We start from the raw sequence: 14,449 nt of genomic DNA, 5'->3' as shown, positions 1-14,449 counted from the left end.
AGTTGTGATCGCCGCGTCAGCCGCTTACATCCACAGCCTCGGCCTCAGCCACAGACACAGACACAGACACCTCGGGGGGAAACCTATGTCAGTCGCCGGACTCAGACGTGCCGCACGCGAATCCGTCTCCGGGCTCCCCCGCGAGTTCTGGTGGCTGTGGACCAGCACCCTGGTCAACCGGCTCGGTGCCTTCGTCGCCACCTTCATGGCGCTGTACCTCACCATCGACCGCGGCTACTCCGCCTCGTACGCCGGTCTGGTCGCCGCCCTGCACGGGCTCGGCGGGGTCGTGTCGTCGCTGGGCGCCGGGGTGATGACCGACCGGCTGGGGCGGCGGCCGACGCTGCTCGTCGCGCAGGCCTCCACGGCCGTGTCCGTCGCGCTGCTCGGCTTCATGCGGGACCCGGTGGCCATCGCCGCCGTCGCCTTCCTGGTCGGCATGGCGAGCAACGCCTCCCGGCCTGCGGTGCAGGCGATGATGGCGGACATCGTGCGGCCCGAGGACCGTATCCGGGCGTTCTCGCTCAACTACTGGGCGATCAACCTCGGCTTCGCGATCTCCTCCATGGCGGCCGGGTTCATCGCCGAGGTCAGCTATCTCGCCGGGTTCCTGATCGAGGCCGGGATGACGCTCGTCTGCGCCGTCCTCGTCTTCGTGAAGCTGCCCGAGTCACGGCCCTCGCAGGAGAAGACCGCCGACGTCCCGGGCGGCAAGGAACCGGCCGTCTCCCTGTTCACCGTGCTGCGCGACGGGCGGTACATGAGCGTCGTCGGGCTGTCCTTCCTCGTCGCCGTGATCTTCCAGCAGGGGTATCTGGGGCTGCCCGTCGCCATGGGCGAGGCCGGGTTCACGCCCGCGGACTTCGGGATCGCGATCGCTGTCAACGGTTTCCTGATCGTCGTCCTGCAGATCCCCGTCACGCGGTTCATCGAGCACCGCGATCCACGGCTGCTGCTCGTCGGCTCGTCGCTGCTGGCCGGGTACGGCTTCGGGCTCACCGCCTTCGCCGGGTCGGTCGGCGTCTTCGCCCTCACCGTGTGCGTGTGGACGCTGGCCGAGATCGTCAACGCGCCGACCCAGACCGGGCTCGTCGTCCGCCTCTCCCCCGTGCACGGGCGCGGGCGCTACCAGGGCATGTACACCATGTCCTGGTCGGTCGCCGCCCTCGTCGCCCCGCTGATGTCCGGGTTCGTCATCGACCACTGGGGCGCCGAGTGGCTGTGGGGCATCTGCGCCGTGGTCGGCACGGTGGCGGCGGCCGGGTACGGGTGGCTCATGCGGGGCCTGCCGGACGACGAGACACCGGTCGCCCGGGAGACGTCCGCCGCCCCCGCGCCCCGGGTCGACGCCGGCGCCGTCTGATCCCGCCGCGCGCTCACGGGTGCATCCGCGCCCCCTTCAGCACCTTGTCCACCGCGTTCTTCGGGCCGTACACCGCGAGGCCCACCAGGTCCAGGTCCGCCGTCGCCACGGCCCGTACCGCCGCCCGGTTGTCGCGGTCGTTGCCCGTGGTGAAGAGGTCGGACGTGAAGAGGGCGCGGGGCAGGGCGCGCGACAGCGCACGCGCGTGGGCAGTGGTCAGGGTCTCCTTGGTGCCCTCGAAGACCAGCACCGGCTGGCGGAACATCGGCAGGTAGCCGACGGCGTCCGCGTCCTCGTAGGGCTCCCCGATCACCTCGGGGAACTGCCGGCCCAGGCCGCTGACCAGGAAGGCCGTGACGTTGAGGCGCTGCCAGGTCTCCAGGTCCTCGCGCAGCAGTACGGCGATCTTGGTGTCGAAGCGGACGGGGGTCTCGGCCTCGGGAGCCTCGGGGGCTGCTTCGTGCGTGCTCATACGGTGAGACTGCCGACCCGCACCCCGCCCGGTCTTGTACGTTTTTTGCATGGCCCGCCAGCGCGACGACCAGGGGAAGGACCGGCGGAACGTCTCCGCCTGGCGCCCCCGTGTCCCGGGCGTCGTCGAGGTCTTCCACGCCCACTACACCGAGTACGCCTATCCGATGCACGTCCACGATGCCTGGACGCTGCTCATCGTCGACGACGGCGCCGTACGGTACGACCTGGACCGGCACGAGCACGGCACCCCGCACGACACGGTGTCGCTGCTGCCGCCGCACGTGCCGCACAACGGCTCCCCGGCGACACCGGACGGCTTCCGCAAGCGCGTCCTGTACCTGGACGCCTCCCGGCTGGGCGACGAGCTGATCGGACCGGCCGTGGACGCGCCCGACCTGCGTGATCCGGTGCTGCGGCGGCGGGTCGGGCAGCTGCACGCCGCGCTCGCGCTGCCCGGCGACGAGCTGGAGGCGGAGAGCCGGCTGACACTGATCGGCGAGCGGCTGCGCACCCATCTGCGCCCCGGGGGCGACCGGGACCCCGCGCGCCGGGACCCCGTACTCGCCCGGCGACTGCGGGAGTTGCTCGACGAGCGGGTCGTCCCGGGGATCGGGCTGGAGGAGGCGGCCGCGCTCGTGCCCGCCCATCCGGCGCATCTGGTACGGGCGTTCAGCGGCGCCTACGGCATCGCGCCGCACCAGTACCTGATGTCCCGCCGGGTCGACCGGGCCCGGCGGCTGCTGCTCGCCGGACGGTCCCCGGCGGATGTGGCCGCTGCCACCGGTTTCTACGACCAGGCCCATCTGACCCGGCACTTCAAGCGGTTGGTGGGGGTCACTCCGGGGCGGTACCGGGCGAGCGGCGCCCGCGGCTGATCCGGTCCGGGGCGGGATCAGTCGCCGGAGCGGGGGCGCTCGATCAGGTGCTGGAACGCCTCCAGGTTCCGCGTCGACTCCCCGCGCGAGGTCCGCCACGCGTGCTCCTTGCGGATGGCGGAGGCGAAGCCCAGCTCCAGCAGGGTGTTGAAGGCGCCGTCGGCGGCTTCGAGGACCTGGCCGAGGAGGCGGTCGATCTCGTCGGGGGTGACGGCGGCCAGGGGGAGTTTCGCGGTGAGGTAGATGTCGCCGAGGCGGTCGACGGCGTACCCGATGCCGTAGAGCTTGAGGTTGCGTTCCAGCAGCCAGCGGTGGACGGCCGGTTCGTTCTCGTCGGGGTGGCGGATGACGAAGGCGTTGAGGGAGAGCGAGTGCCGGCCGAGGAGGAGGGAGACGGTCGTCGACAGCTTGCGGGTGCCGGGGAGCTTGACGACGTAGTTGCCGGGTTCGGGACTCTCCCACTCCAGGTCGGCGTCCTTCAGCGCCCCCTCCAGGACCTGAGCTGCCTTCTGCTGCGGTGCCTCAGCCATGGTGCGAGCGTACGCGACGGCGGTGCGACTGGATCGCGGCCGTGTAGACGTCGGCGGTGGTGGCGGCGGCGCTGTCCCAGCCGAAGGACTGGGCGTGCCGGGCCGCGGCGTCGCCCATGCGGGGCGTCAGCTCGGGGTTGTCGGCGAAATCGCGCAGTACGCGCGCGTACGCGGCCGGGTCGTGGCCGTCGACGAGGCGGCCGGTGACCCCGTCGCGCACCGCGACCGGGAGGCCGCCCACCGCGGCGGCGAGCACCGGCGTACCGGCCGCCTGGGCCTCGATGGCGACCAGGCCGAAGGACTCGCTGTAGGACGGCATGACCAGCACGGACGCGGCCCGGAACCAGTCGGCGAGCTGTTCCTGGTCGACGGGCGGGCGGAAGCGCACGACGTCGGCGATGCCGAGCCGCGCGGCGAGCTTCTGCAGCCCCTCCGGCTTGGCGAGGCCGCTGCCGCTGGGGCCGCCGACGACGGGCACGACGATGCGGGAGCGCAGCTCGGGGCGCTCGTCGAGGAGCACGGCGACGGCGCGCAGCAGGATGTCCGGCGCCTTCAGGGGCTGTATGCGGCCCGCGAAGAGCGGGATCAGCGCGTCCTGGGGCAGGCCGAGACGGGCCCGGGCGGCGGCGCGGGCGTTCCCGTGCTGTCCCGGGCCGGGTACGGAGCCCTTGGGGAAGGGGCGGAACCGTTCGAGGTTCACCCCGGGGTGGACGACGGCGACCTTGTCGGGGTCGGCGGCGTAGTGGCGGACGAGTTCGTCGGCCTCCTCGGCCGTGTTGGCGATCAGCCGGTCGGAGGCGGCGACGATCTGGGTCTCGCCGATGACGCGGGCGGCCGGTTCGGGTGTGTCGCCCTCGGCCAGGTTGGCGTTCTTGACCTTGGCCATGGTGTGCATGGCGTGCACCAGGGGCGCGCCCCAGCGCTGGGCGGCGAGCCAGCCGACGTGGCCGGAGAGCCAGTAGTGGGAGTGCACCAGGTCGTAGTGGCCGGGGCGGTGGCCGGCCCAGGCCTGCATCACGCCGTGGGTGAAGGCGCAGAGCTGGGCGGGCAGGTCCTCCTTGGCCAGTCCCTCGTACGGGCCCGCGTCGACGTGCCGGACGAGGACGCCGGGGGCCAGCTCGACGGCGGGCGGGAGGGCGGCGGTGGTCGCCCGGGTGAAGATCTCGACCTCGATGTTGATCGCCGCGAGGCGCTGCGCCAGCTCGACGATGTAGACGTTCATGCCTCCGGCGTCGCCGGTGCCGGGCTGGTGGAGCGGTGAGGTGTGCACGGAGAGCATGGCGACGCGGCGGGGCCTGCGCAGCAGCCGGAGCCGCGGGGAGGCCGCCGGTGAGCGACGCCCGAGCCTGCTGACGTACTGGCTCACGAGCCGTTCCTCCTCGCTGCGGGCATGCCGGTCGGAGGACCTGGGTTGCCCTCCAAGGGGTGGGAACACCGGACGGGCGGTGCTCCATTCCGGTTTTCCGGCCTTTGCCGAATCATTACCGCGTATCGCTCAACCGTTCGAGCCCTGGTCGGGTCCCGGCCGAGGCCGGTGGCGACGGGCGCCCTGCCGTGGTGCGCGGGTACCACCATGCCGCGGACGAATGCCGCACGGCCGACCGCATACCCTCGTAGTCATGCCGCCCCGCGCCACCGCTCCCCGCCCCGTGGGCACGGTCACGCGCGGGACGACGAATCCCAACCGGCTGCGCCGCATGGACCGCTGGATCGCGGCCGTGCACGGCGCCGAACTGCGTCGCGCCGCCGAGCCCGTCGCCGTCGACCTCGGTTACGGCGCGGCCCCCTGGACCGCCGTCGAGCTGCTGCACCGCCTGCGCACGGTCGCGCCCCACGCGCGCGTGGTCGGTGTCGAGATCGACCCGGCACGGGTGGCGGCGGCCCGGCCGTACGCGCGCGCGGGGCTCGATTTCCGGCACGGCGGCTTCGAGGTCCCCGTCTCCCGGCCGCCGCTGCTGATCCGCGCGGCGAACGTGCTGCGCCAGTACGACGAGGACGAGGTGGCCGCCGTCTGGCGGCGGCTGTGCGCGCGGCTCGCGCCGGCGTCGGAGCACTCGCGCGGCGGGCTCCTGGTCGAGGGGACGTGCGACGAGATCGGGCGCCGGCACGTGTGGGTGGCGCTCGGGTCCGAGGGGCCGCGCACGGTCACCTTCGCGACCCGGCTCGGCTCGCTGGCCCTCCCCTCCGACCTGGCCGAACGGCTGCCTAAGGCGCTCATCCACCGCAATGTCCCCGGCGAGCCCGTGCACGCCTTCCTGCGCGACTTCGACCGCGCCTGGGCCGCCGCCGCGCCCTACGCCTCCTACGGCGCCCGGCAGCGCTGGATGCGGGCCGTGCGGGACCTGACGGCCGACTGGCCGGTGACGGACGGGCCGGTGCGGTGGCGGCAGGGCGAAGTGACGGTGCGGTGGGAGGCGTTGGCGCCCCGCGCGTGAACCGGCGGCGCCGGCACGGACGCGGACGGACGCGGAACGATCTCCGTGCGGCGTTCGTCACACATCACGGGGAGCAGTCGACGGGAAGCAACCGAAGAGAAGCAATCGACGAGAAGCAATCGCGAGGAAGCGGGAGGAAAGCACGACCTCTGTCGCTTTCCGCGCCGACGTGGCACGATCCCCCGAGCGACCTATGTTACTGACGGTTAATCAGTTTGGGGGCGAGGTATGCGTACGGGGACACGCGGCTTGACGACCGCTGCCGTGACCGTGGTCTGCGCGATCACCGTGCTGGCGGCACCGGGCACGGCGTTCGCGGACCCGGGCCCCTCGTCGTCGCCCGCACCGTCGGCGTCGGCCGGCGCCCCGGCCGCCACGCCCGACAGGGACCTGGAAGCCGTACGCAAGAAGCTCGACAAGCTCTACCGCGCGGCGGCCTCGGCCACGGAGGAGTACAACGCCGCCGAGGAGAAGGCCGAGCAGCAGAACGCCGAGATCGTCGAGCTGGCCAAGAAGATCGTCAAGGGCCAGGAGAAGCTGGACGGGCTGAAGGACCGCGCCGGGGCCGCGGCCCGCGCCCAGTACCGCACCGGCGGCCTGCCCGACGGGGCCAAGCTGGTCCTGAGCGACGACCCCGAGGACTTCCTCGACGGCACCGGCCGGGTGATCCAGGGCCACCGGGCCACCAAGGGCCTGCTCGGCGAGCTGGCCCGCGCCCAGGAGGACCTGAAGACCTACGCGGCGGACGCCTCCGCCCGCATGACGGAGCTGGAGGCGAACCGCAAGGCCAAGGCCACCGCCCAGAAGAAGATCGAGAAGCAGATCGCGGCGGCCGAGAAGCTGGAGTCCGAGCTGGAGAAGGAGGAGAAGGAGCGCCTCGCCCGGCTGGAGCGGGAGGCCCAGGCCAAGGCCCAGACCGCCTGGCTCGACTCCGGCATCCTCAAGGACCTCGGCACCGAGGCGACCGAGCGGGGCCGCAAGGCGGTCGAGTACGCCACCGCCCAGATCGGCAAGCCGTACCAGTGGGGCGCCGAGGGCCCGAAGTCCTACGACTGCTCCGGCCTGACCTCGCAGGCCTGGGTGTCGGCCGGGCGGGCGATCCCCCGCACCTCGCAGCAGCAGTGGAAGCAGCTCAGGCACGTCGACATCGAGGACATGCGCCCCGGCGACCTGATCATCTACTTCGACGACGCCAGCCACGTCGGCATGTACGTCGGTGACGGCTCCGTAGTGCACGCTCCGCGCCCCGGGCGCTCCATCACCATCGCCGGCGCGGGCTCGATGCCGATCCTCGGCGTGGTCCGGCCGGACACGGCCCCGGAGCAGACGCCCGCGCCCAAGGGGTGACGCGGGCCACGCGCCCCGCGCCGGGCGCGTGAGGCGCACCACGTGACCCAGTCCACGCCCGGCCCCCGCCCCGCGTGACGTTCGTCATCCCGGGTCCCCGGGCGAGGTGTCCAACTGCGGGGGGTTACGCGGCATATGACAGTGGCCGATGGCCGCCCGACGTGTTCTGGACCATTCCGCAGCGGCGCCGTCACCCGCTATGGTCCCCGTCGGTGGGTCGAGGTCCCTCGCCCCGCCATGCCCTCGGGGGGAGGGAAGGAAAACAAGACGATGCCCGTACCCGTACCGCGGCAGAGGGCGATCCCGGCCGTGGAGTGTGGTCAGGCGCCCGCCGCGTCCCCGGACAGCGGCCCTTCCACGGAACAGGCCCCGCCCGGGACGCACCCGGCCGAGAACCCCGCCGGCCGGCGAGAGAACCCCACGGAGAAGCGCGAGAAGCCCACGGACACCAGCCCCGACACCAGCACCGGCCCCGGCACGAGCACCAGCCCCGGGCCCGGCACCGGCACCGGCACCGGCACCGGCACCGGCCGGACGCACAGCGGCCGGACGGAGAGCACGGTTCCCACGAACCTGACCGTGCTGCTGATCGAGGACGATCCGGCCGGTTCGCCGATCGTGCCCGACCTGCTCGACCAGGCCGGCAAGCCGATCCGCGTCCGCACCGCGCGCAACCTCACCGAGGCCGGGCGGCTGCTGACCGACGACGTCCACTGCATCCTGCTGGACCTCGCCCTGTCGGCCCCCGCCCCGGCCCGCACCGGCACCGCCACCGACGCCGGTGGCAACGGCAACGGGGCCGCCGAGGGCGAGGACGAGCTGGCGGTGCTCCGGCACGTCCTGGAACTGGCGCCCCGGCACGCCGTGCTCGCGCTCACCTCCTCCAGCGACGCCGAGCGCGGCGCCGAGGCGGTGGCGGTCGGCGCGCAGGACTACCTGTTCCGCGACGAGCTGGACGGCCGCCTGCTGAGCCGGGCGATCCGCTACGCCGTCGAGCGCAAGCGGTCCGACTCGGCGGAGCGGCGACTGGCCGAGGGCCGGCTGCGGGCGCAGGAGAACCGCCGCCTGGAGCGCGGCCTGCTGCCGACCCCCCTGCTGGCCGGGTCCCCGCTGCGCTTCGCCGCCCGCTACCGTCCGGGCCGCTCGCGCGCGCTGCTGGGCGGCGACTTCTACGACGTCGTCCGCACCCCGGACGGCACCGTGCACGCCATGATCGGTGACGTCTGCGGGCACGGCCCGGACGAGGCGGCGCTCGGCGTGGAGCTGCGGATCGCCTGGCGGGCGCTGACCCTGGCGGGGCTCTGCGGCGACCAGCTGCTTGGCACACTCCAGCAGGTGCTGGAGCACGAGCGCTCGGACGACGAGATCTTCGCGACGCTGTGCGCCGTGGACATCTCCCCGGACGGCCGCCGCGCGGGCCTGTGCCTGGCCGGGCACCCGTCCCCGCTGCTCAGCCGCCCGGGCATGCCCGCGCGGCTGCTGCCCTACGACAACAACGGCCCGGCGCTGGGGCTGCTGCCGGGCGCCCGCTGGCCGCGGATGCAGGTGGAGCTGGGCGCCGAGTGGAGCCTGATGCTGTACACCGACGGCCTGATCGAGGGCCACGTCGGCGGGGGCCGGGAGCGGCTCGGCCAGGACGGCATGGTGGAGATGGTCCGCCGCCAGCTCGCCGAGGGTCTGACCGGCGAGGAGCTGCTGCGGGCGACCGTCAACGAGGTCCGCGAACTCAACGGCGGCGAGCTGGCGGACGACCTGGCCGTGGTACTGCTGGACCGGACGGCCTGAGCCGCCCGGTCCCGGAGACCACTCGCGCGGGGACTCCCGTCAGCGTCCGCCGTTGTACGGGCCGTAGGGTCCGTCGCTGCTGGAGCCGCGGCGGCTGCTGCGGCCGCCGCCGGACAGGCCGCGCAGCGCGGGCCGTACGTCGACCATGTACACGATCGTCGCGATGAGGCCGATGATCGGCAGGAACGACAGGATGTTGAAGATCAGGTTCACCACGAAGGCGAGCCCGAGGATGATCAGCCAGAAGGGCTTGGTCTTCTTGTCGGCCGCGCGGTAGGCGTCCTCACGGCGCGTGGCGGCGTCGATCAAAGCGAAGCCGCTGAAAAGGATCAGGGCGATGCTCAGCAGCCACATGAAGCCTGCGAACCCCTGCATCAGCACAACGTCCACCACCAGAATCGGATCGTCATTTAGCGGTCACCGTACCCGCAGAACGAGCCGGACACCCCAAGGGTGCCCGGCCCGCTCCCCGCTCGTCGCGCCCTGCCCTACTTGGCGGGCGGCGTCGTCTTCTTGGCGGTGGTGCTCTTCTTGGCCGGAGCCTTGCGCGGGGCGGGGGTCTTCCTCGCCGCGGCGGACTTGTCCTCGGTGACCCGGACCGGCTCCGGCTTGGCCGTCGCGGGCTTGGCCGGGGCGGGCTTGGGCGGCTCGACGGCCACCGCGAGGTCCTCCACGTCCTCGGCGAGGTCCTCGATGCCGTCGGCGGCCTGGCCGCGCCAGGTGCGGACCGCCTGCTCGCCGCGCTCGGCGACCTTCTCGTAGGTCTCCCGGGCCTTGACGGCGTACTCGGCGGCGACGCCGACGGAGCGCAGCGCGAGGTCCTGGGCGGTCTCGCCGAGCTTCTTGAAGTCGGCGTCGAGGGAGCCGAACAGCTCGTTGGCCTTGGCCTGGAGGCTTCCCTGGGTCTCCTTGACGCGGGCCGTCGCCTTCTCCTGGACGGCCTTCGGGTCGGTGTTGCGTACGGCGTCGATCCGCGCCGGTGCCTCCGCGCGCAGCTGCTCCACCAGCACCGGCACCTTCTTGGCCTGCTGGAAGGCGAGGTCGGCGGTGCCCGCGGCGAAGTAGAGCGGGGTGGGGTCGCTGAAGGTCTTGCGCAGGTCGTCGGTGATGGCCATGGTGATGGTCCTCCGGAATTGCTTACGAATGAGGGTTTTGTGTTGCTTCCGCCCCGTCGACAACGGCATCAGCGTCGGCGTCGGCCTCCGGTCCGGCATCCGCGTCGACCCCGAACCCGTTCTCCTTGCGGAAGGACTCGTAGACCTGGAGCAGCACCTGCTTCTGCCGCTCGTTCAGAGAGGGATCGGCAAGGATGACCGCACGCGTCTCCACGTCGTCCCGGTCCCGCTCCGCGTCGAGGATCCCCGCGCGGACGTACAGCGTCTCGGCGGAGATCCGCAGCGCCTTGGCGACCTGCTGGAGCACCTCCGCGCTCGGCTTGCGCAGCCCGCGCTCGATCTGGCTCAGGTACGGGTTGGACACGCCCGCGGCATCGGCGAGCTGCCGCAACGACAGCTGCGCGTTGCGCCGCTGCTCGCGCAGGTACTCACCGAGATTGCCGACGTTGAGCGATGCCATGCCTCCACCATGCAGCACCCTGCTAACTATTGCAAGCACCTCGCTTGCAAGAGTGCACCCGCGCCCCCGCGGAGGTGGTGACGGTTTGCGGACTTCGTCGTGGACACGGGCCCGGACCCGGGCACTCAGGTCACGACCGGGGTGGTCGCACGGCTCCGGCGATGACGGTGGTCACCATCTTGCGGACGGCGGCGCTCTGCGGTGGGGCGCTTGTCCGGTCGGCGAACAGCAGGTGCCCGGCCCCGACGAGGGTGGGGGCGAGCGTGTCGATGTCGGCGTCACCGGCCAGACGCCCCGACTCCCGCTCTGCGGTGAGGTATGCGGCGATCATGGCGGTGCCCTGCACGAGCAGCGGGATGCCGGTCAGACCGGCCTGGCGCAGCCGGGTGCGGAGGCCGTCGCGGAAGGTGATGAGCGCGACGATCGCCACCGTGACCGGCCTGAACAGGTCATGCAGCGCGGCGGCGAGGTGGTCCACCACGCTCCCGGTGCCGGCGGCCGCGCGCAGGGTCGCGGTCCCGTCCTCGATGCCGCGGACGCGGTCGAGGACCAGTTCCGCCAGGAAGGCGTCGAAGTCGGTGAAGTGCCGGTGCAGCACACCCTTGGCGCAGTTCGCCTCCTCCGTGACGGCCCGGCTGGTCAGCGCTTCGGGCCCGTCCCGAAGCAGGACGCGCTCGGCGGCTTCGAACAACTGGCCGCGCACGTTGTGGATGTGCACCCCTGACGGCATCGTCTCCCTTTCCGCGCCGCCCCGCCTTAACAAGTGGGCGTCCGCCCATTAGTGTGGGCGCATGCCCACTTTAGCGCAGGGACAGCCTGACAAGTCCGGCCCCGAGCCCCACCGCCACCGGCAGACGGCCGAGTCGTTCGGTGTGGATGCCGAACGCTACGACCGCGCCCGACCCGCGTATCCCGAGGCCCTGGTGGACAGGATCGTCGCGGCAAGCCCCGGTCGGCACGTCCTCGATGTCGGAGCCGGGACCGGCATCGAGGCCCGGCAATTCCAGGCGGCCGGCTGCACGGTGCTCGGTGTCGAGCCCGACGAGCGGATGGCCGCCTTCGCGCGACGCAGCCGTGTCGAGGTCGAGGTCGCCAGGTTCGAGGACTGGCAGCCGGCCGGGCGGCAGTTCGACGCGGTCATCGCCGGCACCGCCTGGCACTGGGTGGACCCCGTCGCCGGCGCGGCCAAGGCGGCCCGGGTGCTCCGGCCCGGCGGCCGACTCGCCCCCTTCCACCACGTCCCCCAGCTCCCGGCCGAGGTGGCCGACGCCCTCGCCGAAACACTCCAACGCGTCGCCCCCGATTCCCCGTTCAACCCCGGCCTGCTGAGAGGACCGGCCGTGGACGCCTACCAGCCGCTGTTCGCGAAGATCGCCGACGGCATCCGGCAGACCGGCAGGTTCGGCGAGCCGGAACAGTGGCGCTTCGCCTGGGAGCGCACCTACTCCCGAGAGGAGTGGCTCGACCAGCTCCCCACCTTCGGCGGCCTCACCCAACTCCCCGCAGACAAACTGGCGGAGGTCCTGGACAGCGCCGGGTCCGCGATCGACAGGCTCGGCGGCCACGCCACCATGCCCTACACATCCGTCGTGATCACCGCTACCCGCTCCCTCACGGCCTGACCGCCGCAAACGTCGGGCGTCGCCGGGCCTCGGCGGGCCCGGCACCTCCGCGCCGACCGTTCGAGCTCCTCGACGAGTTCGCCGCCGCGTGCGGAGCAGCCCGGGGCGCACGACCCCCGGAGAATCCCGGTGACGTCGAACACGACGCCGGCCTAGCGTTCCGCCCATGACTTCCCCGGACGACGACACCGACGGCAAACCCCGCGTGACCATCCGCTGCCTGGACAACTCCTCCGTCGGCGTGGCCTTCTGCGACCGGTTCAGCTTCGACGCGGACTCCGTGCACTATGCCGTCGAGCTGCGGGCCCCGGGCCTGACCGCCCGCGTCGACGAGGTCGTCGCCTGGATCTGGGACCGCGATCTCACCACCTTCCTGGAAGCGCTCGCCGCGGACTACCGGGGATGGGACGGCGAACGCGGCTGGCAGACCAACGACCGGGACCTGACCGTGTCGGCCGTCTTCCGTTCCGGCGGCCACGTCGGACTGACCTGGGCCTTACGGCCCTGGCCACAGGCCGCCGGCGGCTGGGCAGCCTCGGTGACCACCTGGCTGGAGGCGGGCGAGCAGATGACTTCCCTGGCGGCCCAGGTCCGGCAATTCCTCACCGGGGAGTTGCCGTGACACTGCCGAGGCGGGACCGCTCAGTCGCGCTCCCCCGCCCGGCTTCTGGACCAGGCCGCGGCGTCGGCGCCGTAGCGGACCAGGAGGCGGGCGAACTGAATGCGTTCCTGGGGTGTCCAGGCGGCGGTGATCTGCTGGAACGCCTCCCGCTGTTCGGCGGCGAACCGGTGGCGTTCGGCCTCGCCGTGCTCGGTGAGTTCGAGGACGGTACGGCGTCCGTCGGACTGGGACGCCGCCCGGCGCAGCAACCCGTCCTCGATGCAGGCGGCGACGGTGCGGCTGGCCACCGGCTGGGCGACGCCCATCTCGGCCGCGAGGCCGCCGACGGTCGTCTCGCCCGGCGCGTCGGCGATCACGTTGAGGACCAGGTTGCGGGAGAGGTCCTTGCTCGAAGCAGGTGTGCGCCGTCGCAGGCGTGACAGCGCCGGGCCGATCTGGTCCAGCGTCAGGTCGTCGGCGGACCGGCCGGAGGAAGACGCACTGCTCATGCCCCGAGTCTAGGCCGCTCCCGCACGTTTGCATACCAGTCAGCAACTACATAGCATCCGGTATGTAAATGCTTACGAGCCAGGAAACGAGGCGGACTGCCATGGCACTCACCGCGATCACCGACGCGCAGGTATTCGACGGGGAGAAGACCGTAGGCGTACGGACCGTGGTCATCGACGGCACGAGGATCGCCCGCGTCGGCGGCGAGGTCCCCCCGGACTGCGAGGTCGTCGACGGCGGCGGCGCCACCCTGCTCCCGGGGCTCATCGACGCCCACGTCCACTCCGCCCCGGGTTCCCTGGCGCTCGCCCTGCGGTTCGGGGTGACGACCGAGCTGGAGATGCAGGGGATGAACACACGGGAGAACCGCGGGTCCATCACCGACGACGACACCGTGGCCGACGTGCGCTCCTCCGGGTTCGCCATCACCCCGCCCGGCGGTCACCCGAGCGAGCTGATGCCCGAGGGGTTCCGGCCGAAGTGGGACCTGCCGCCGGTGATGCCGCTGATGCCGTTCTCCACGACCCCGGAGGAAGCCGCCGCCTACGTGCCGCAACTCCTCGCCCGGGGTTCGGACTTCATCAAGTTCATGATCGATGACGGCACCGTGGAGGGTCATCCCGGACTGCCGTCGCTCGACCGGGCCACCCTGAACGCCGGAGTGGCCGAGGCCAGGAAGTACGGCGCCCTCACCGTGGCCCACGCGCTGACCGTGGAGGCCACCAGGATGGCCGCGGAGGCGGGCGTCGACGGCGTCACCCACGTGTTCATGGACCAGCCGCACACCGCCGAGATCATCGGCCTCATCCGGGACGCGGGCATGTTCGTCATTCCCTGCATCACCCTCAACGCCTCGATGATGGGCATCACCGGCAGCGAACTCGCCGACGACCCCCGGGTCGCCGCCCGCCTCGACGACAGCTGGGACCGGACCCTGCGGTCCAGCTACGACCGCTACCCGCAGGGCAGCCTCGAGGACGTCTACGCCACCGTCCGCGCCCTGGACGCCGCCGGCGTCGACGTGCTGGCCGGGACCGACGTCTCCATGCCCGAGACGTTCTTCGGGGGCCTGGCCCACGGCGCGAGCCTGCACCACGAACTGCAGTACCTCGTGGCGGCCGGCCTCACTCCCTCGCGGGCCCTGCGCGCGGCCACGGCGACCACGGCCCGGCGCTTCCGCCTCAGCGACCGGGGCCGCGTCGCCGAGGGGCTGCGCGCCGACCTGCTGCTGGTCGACGGCGACCCGACCCGCGACATCGGCGACACCCTCAACACGCGCGCCGTCTGGCGCCGCGGCACCCGCCTGGCGGCCTGACCGCGGCCGCGTGCCGC

General features: G+C 72.5%; 16 protein-coding genes. 8 read left to right on the top strand and 8 right to left on the bottom strand.

Going from position 1 to position 14,449, the window contains the following annotated elements; all coding sequences use genetic code 11:
• The first annotated feature begins 85 nt into the window (after window positions 1–85).
• Window positions 86–1,363: an MDR family MFS transporter gene (locus ACZ56V_RS28610; protein WP_467379469.1), complete on the top strand. Its 1,278-nt coding sequence runs from the start codon at window positions 86–88 to the stop codon at window positions 1,361–1,363.
• A gap of 13 nt (window positions 1,364–1,376) precedes the next feature.
• Here ACZ56V_RS28610 and ACZ56V_RS28605 read toward each other — a convergent pair whose 3' ends face one another.
• On the bottom strand, window positions 1,377–1,835 hold the full coding sequence (locus tag ACZ56V_RS28605; RefSeq protein ID WP_467379468.1) for a DUF2000 family protein: 459 nt from the start codon (window positions 1,833–1,835) through the stop codon (window positions 1,377–1,379).
• A 49-nt stretch (window positions 1,836–1,884) separates the two neighbouring features.
• On the opposite strand from ACZ56V_RS28605, the gene ACZ56V_RS28600 reads away from it, so the two are divergent.
• Window positions 1,885–2,712: an AraC family transcriptional regulator gene (locus tag ACZ56V_RS28600; protein ID WP_468946195.1), complete on the top strand. Its 828-nt coding sequence runs from the start codon at window positions 1,885–1,887 to the stop codon at window positions 2,710–2,712.
• 17 nt (window positions 2,713–2,729) lie between these two features.
• On the opposite strand, the gene ACZ56V_RS28595 is transcribed toward ACZ56V_RS28600, so the two are convergent.
• Window positions 2,730–3,242, bottom strand: coding sequence for a type III secretion system chaperone family protein (locus ACZ56V_RS28595; protein WP_356364899.1), 513 nt, complete (start codon window positions 3,240–3,242; stop codon window positions 2,730–2,732).
• A complete protein-coding gene (mshA, locus tag ACZ56V_RS28590) occupies window positions 3,235–4,608 on the bottom strand; it encodes a D-inositol-3-phosphate glycosyltransferase (protein ID WP_398914409.1) in 1,374 nt (457 codons plus the stop codon). The genes ACZ56V_RS28595 and mshA overlap by 8 nt, the downstream gene beginning before the upstream one ends.
• Before the next feature lie 253 nt (window positions 4,609–4,861).
• Here mshA and ACZ56V_RS28585 point away from each other — a divergent pair, with 253 nt between their 5' ends.
• The 3 genes from ACZ56V_RS28585 (at window position 4,862) to ACZ56V_RS28575 (ending at window position 8,809) form a co-directional block, all read left to right on the top strand.
• A complete protein-coding gene (locus ACZ56V_RS28585; protein ID WP_468946190.1) occupies window positions 4,862–5,677 on the top strand; it encodes a class I SAM-dependent methyltransferase in 816 nt (271 codons plus the stop codon).
• Between the two features lie 228 nt (window positions 5,678–5,905).
• Window positions 5,906–7,024: a C40 family peptidase gene (locus tag ACZ56V_RS28580; RefSeq protein ID WP_467379464.1), complete on the top strand. Its 1,119-nt coding sequence runs from the start codon at window positions 5,906–5,908 to the stop codon at window positions 7,022–7,024.
• Window positions 7,025–7,294: 270 nt separating this feature from the next.
• The gene (locus ACZ56V_RS28575; protein WP_468946188.1) at window positions 7,295–8,809 is read left to right on the top strand and encodes a PP2C family protein-serine/threonine phosphatase; all 1,515 of its coding nucleotides are present in this window, start codon (window positions 7,295–7,297) and stop codon (window positions 8,807–8,809) included.
• A 39-nt stretch (window positions 8,810–8,848) separates the two neighbouring features.
• On the opposite strand, the gene ACZ56V_RS28570 is transcribed toward ACZ56V_RS28575, so the two are convergent.
• The 4 genes from ACZ56V_RS28570 to ACZ56V_RS28555 form a co-directional block, all read right to left on the bottom strand.
• On the bottom strand, window positions 8,849–9,184 hold the full coding sequence (locus ACZ56V_RS28570) for a DUF2516 family protein (protein WP_030868443.1): 336 nt from the start codon (window positions 9,182–9,184) through the stop codon (window positions 8,849–8,851).
• Window positions 9,185–9,297: 113 nt separating this feature from the next.
• Window positions 9,298–9,924, bottom strand: coding sequence for a hypothetical protein (locus ACZ56V_RS28565; protein WP_398914401.1), 627 nt, complete (start codon window positions 9,922–9,924; stop codon window positions 9,298–9,300).
• Between the two features lie 22 nt (window positions 9,925–9,946).
• Complete coding sequence (locus ACZ56V_RS28560; RefSeq protein WP_468946184.1) at window positions 9,947–10,384, bottom strand: helix-turn-helix domain-containing protein; 438 nt, start codon at window positions 10,382–10,384, stop codon at window positions 9,947–9,949.
• 130 nt (window positions 10,385–10,514) lie between these two features.
• Window positions 10,515–11,114, bottom strand: a complete 600-nt coding sequence (locus ACZ56V_RS28555; RefSeq protein ID WP_468946181.1) for a TetR/AcrR family transcriptional regulator — start codon at window positions 11,112–11,114, stop codon at window positions 10,515–10,517.
• 61 nt (window positions 11,115–11,175) lie between these two features.
• Between ACZ56V_RS28555 and ACZ56V_RS28550 the strand changes: the two genes are divergently transcribed.
• Both ACZ56V_RS28550 and ACZ56V_RS28545 read left to right on the top strand, forming a co-directional pair.
• A complete protein-coding gene (locus tag ACZ56V_RS28550) occupies window positions 11,176–12,006 on the top strand; it encodes a class I SAM-dependent methyltransferase (RefSeq protein ID WP_398914395.1) in 831 nt (276 codons plus the stop codon).
• Between the two features lie 166 nt (window positions 12,007–12,172).
• Complete coding sequence (locus ACZ56V_RS28545; protein ID WP_468946179.1) at window positions 12,173–12,628, top strand: DUF6228 family protein; 456 nt, start codon at window positions 12,173–12,175, stop codon at window positions 12,626–12,628.
• 20 nt (window positions 12,629–12,648) lie between these two features.
• Here ACZ56V_RS28545 and ACZ56V_RS28540 read toward each other — a convergent pair whose 3' ends face one another.
• Complete coding sequence (locus ACZ56V_RS28540; protein WP_398914391.1) at window positions 12,649–13,116, bottom strand: MarR family winged helix-turn-helix transcriptional regulator; 468 nt, start codon at window positions 13,114–13,116, stop codon at window positions 12,649–12,651.
• Window positions 13,117–13,217: 101 nt separating this feature from the next.
• Here ACZ56V_RS28540 and ACZ56V_RS28535 point away from each other — a divergent pair, with 101 nt between their 5' ends.
• Window positions 13,218–14,432, top strand: a complete 1,215-nt coding sequence (locus ACZ56V_RS28535; protein WP_468946176.1) for an amidohydrolase family protein — start codon at window positions 13,218–13,220, stop codon at window positions 14,430–14,432.
• Window positions 14,433–14,449: the final 17 nt, after the last annotated feature.

This window comes from Streptomyces sp. NPDC034099, from assembly GCF_055575415.1.
The sequence above is the reverse complement of the archived record's forward strand: the minus strand, read 5'-3'. Positions and strand labels throughout refer to the sequence as shown.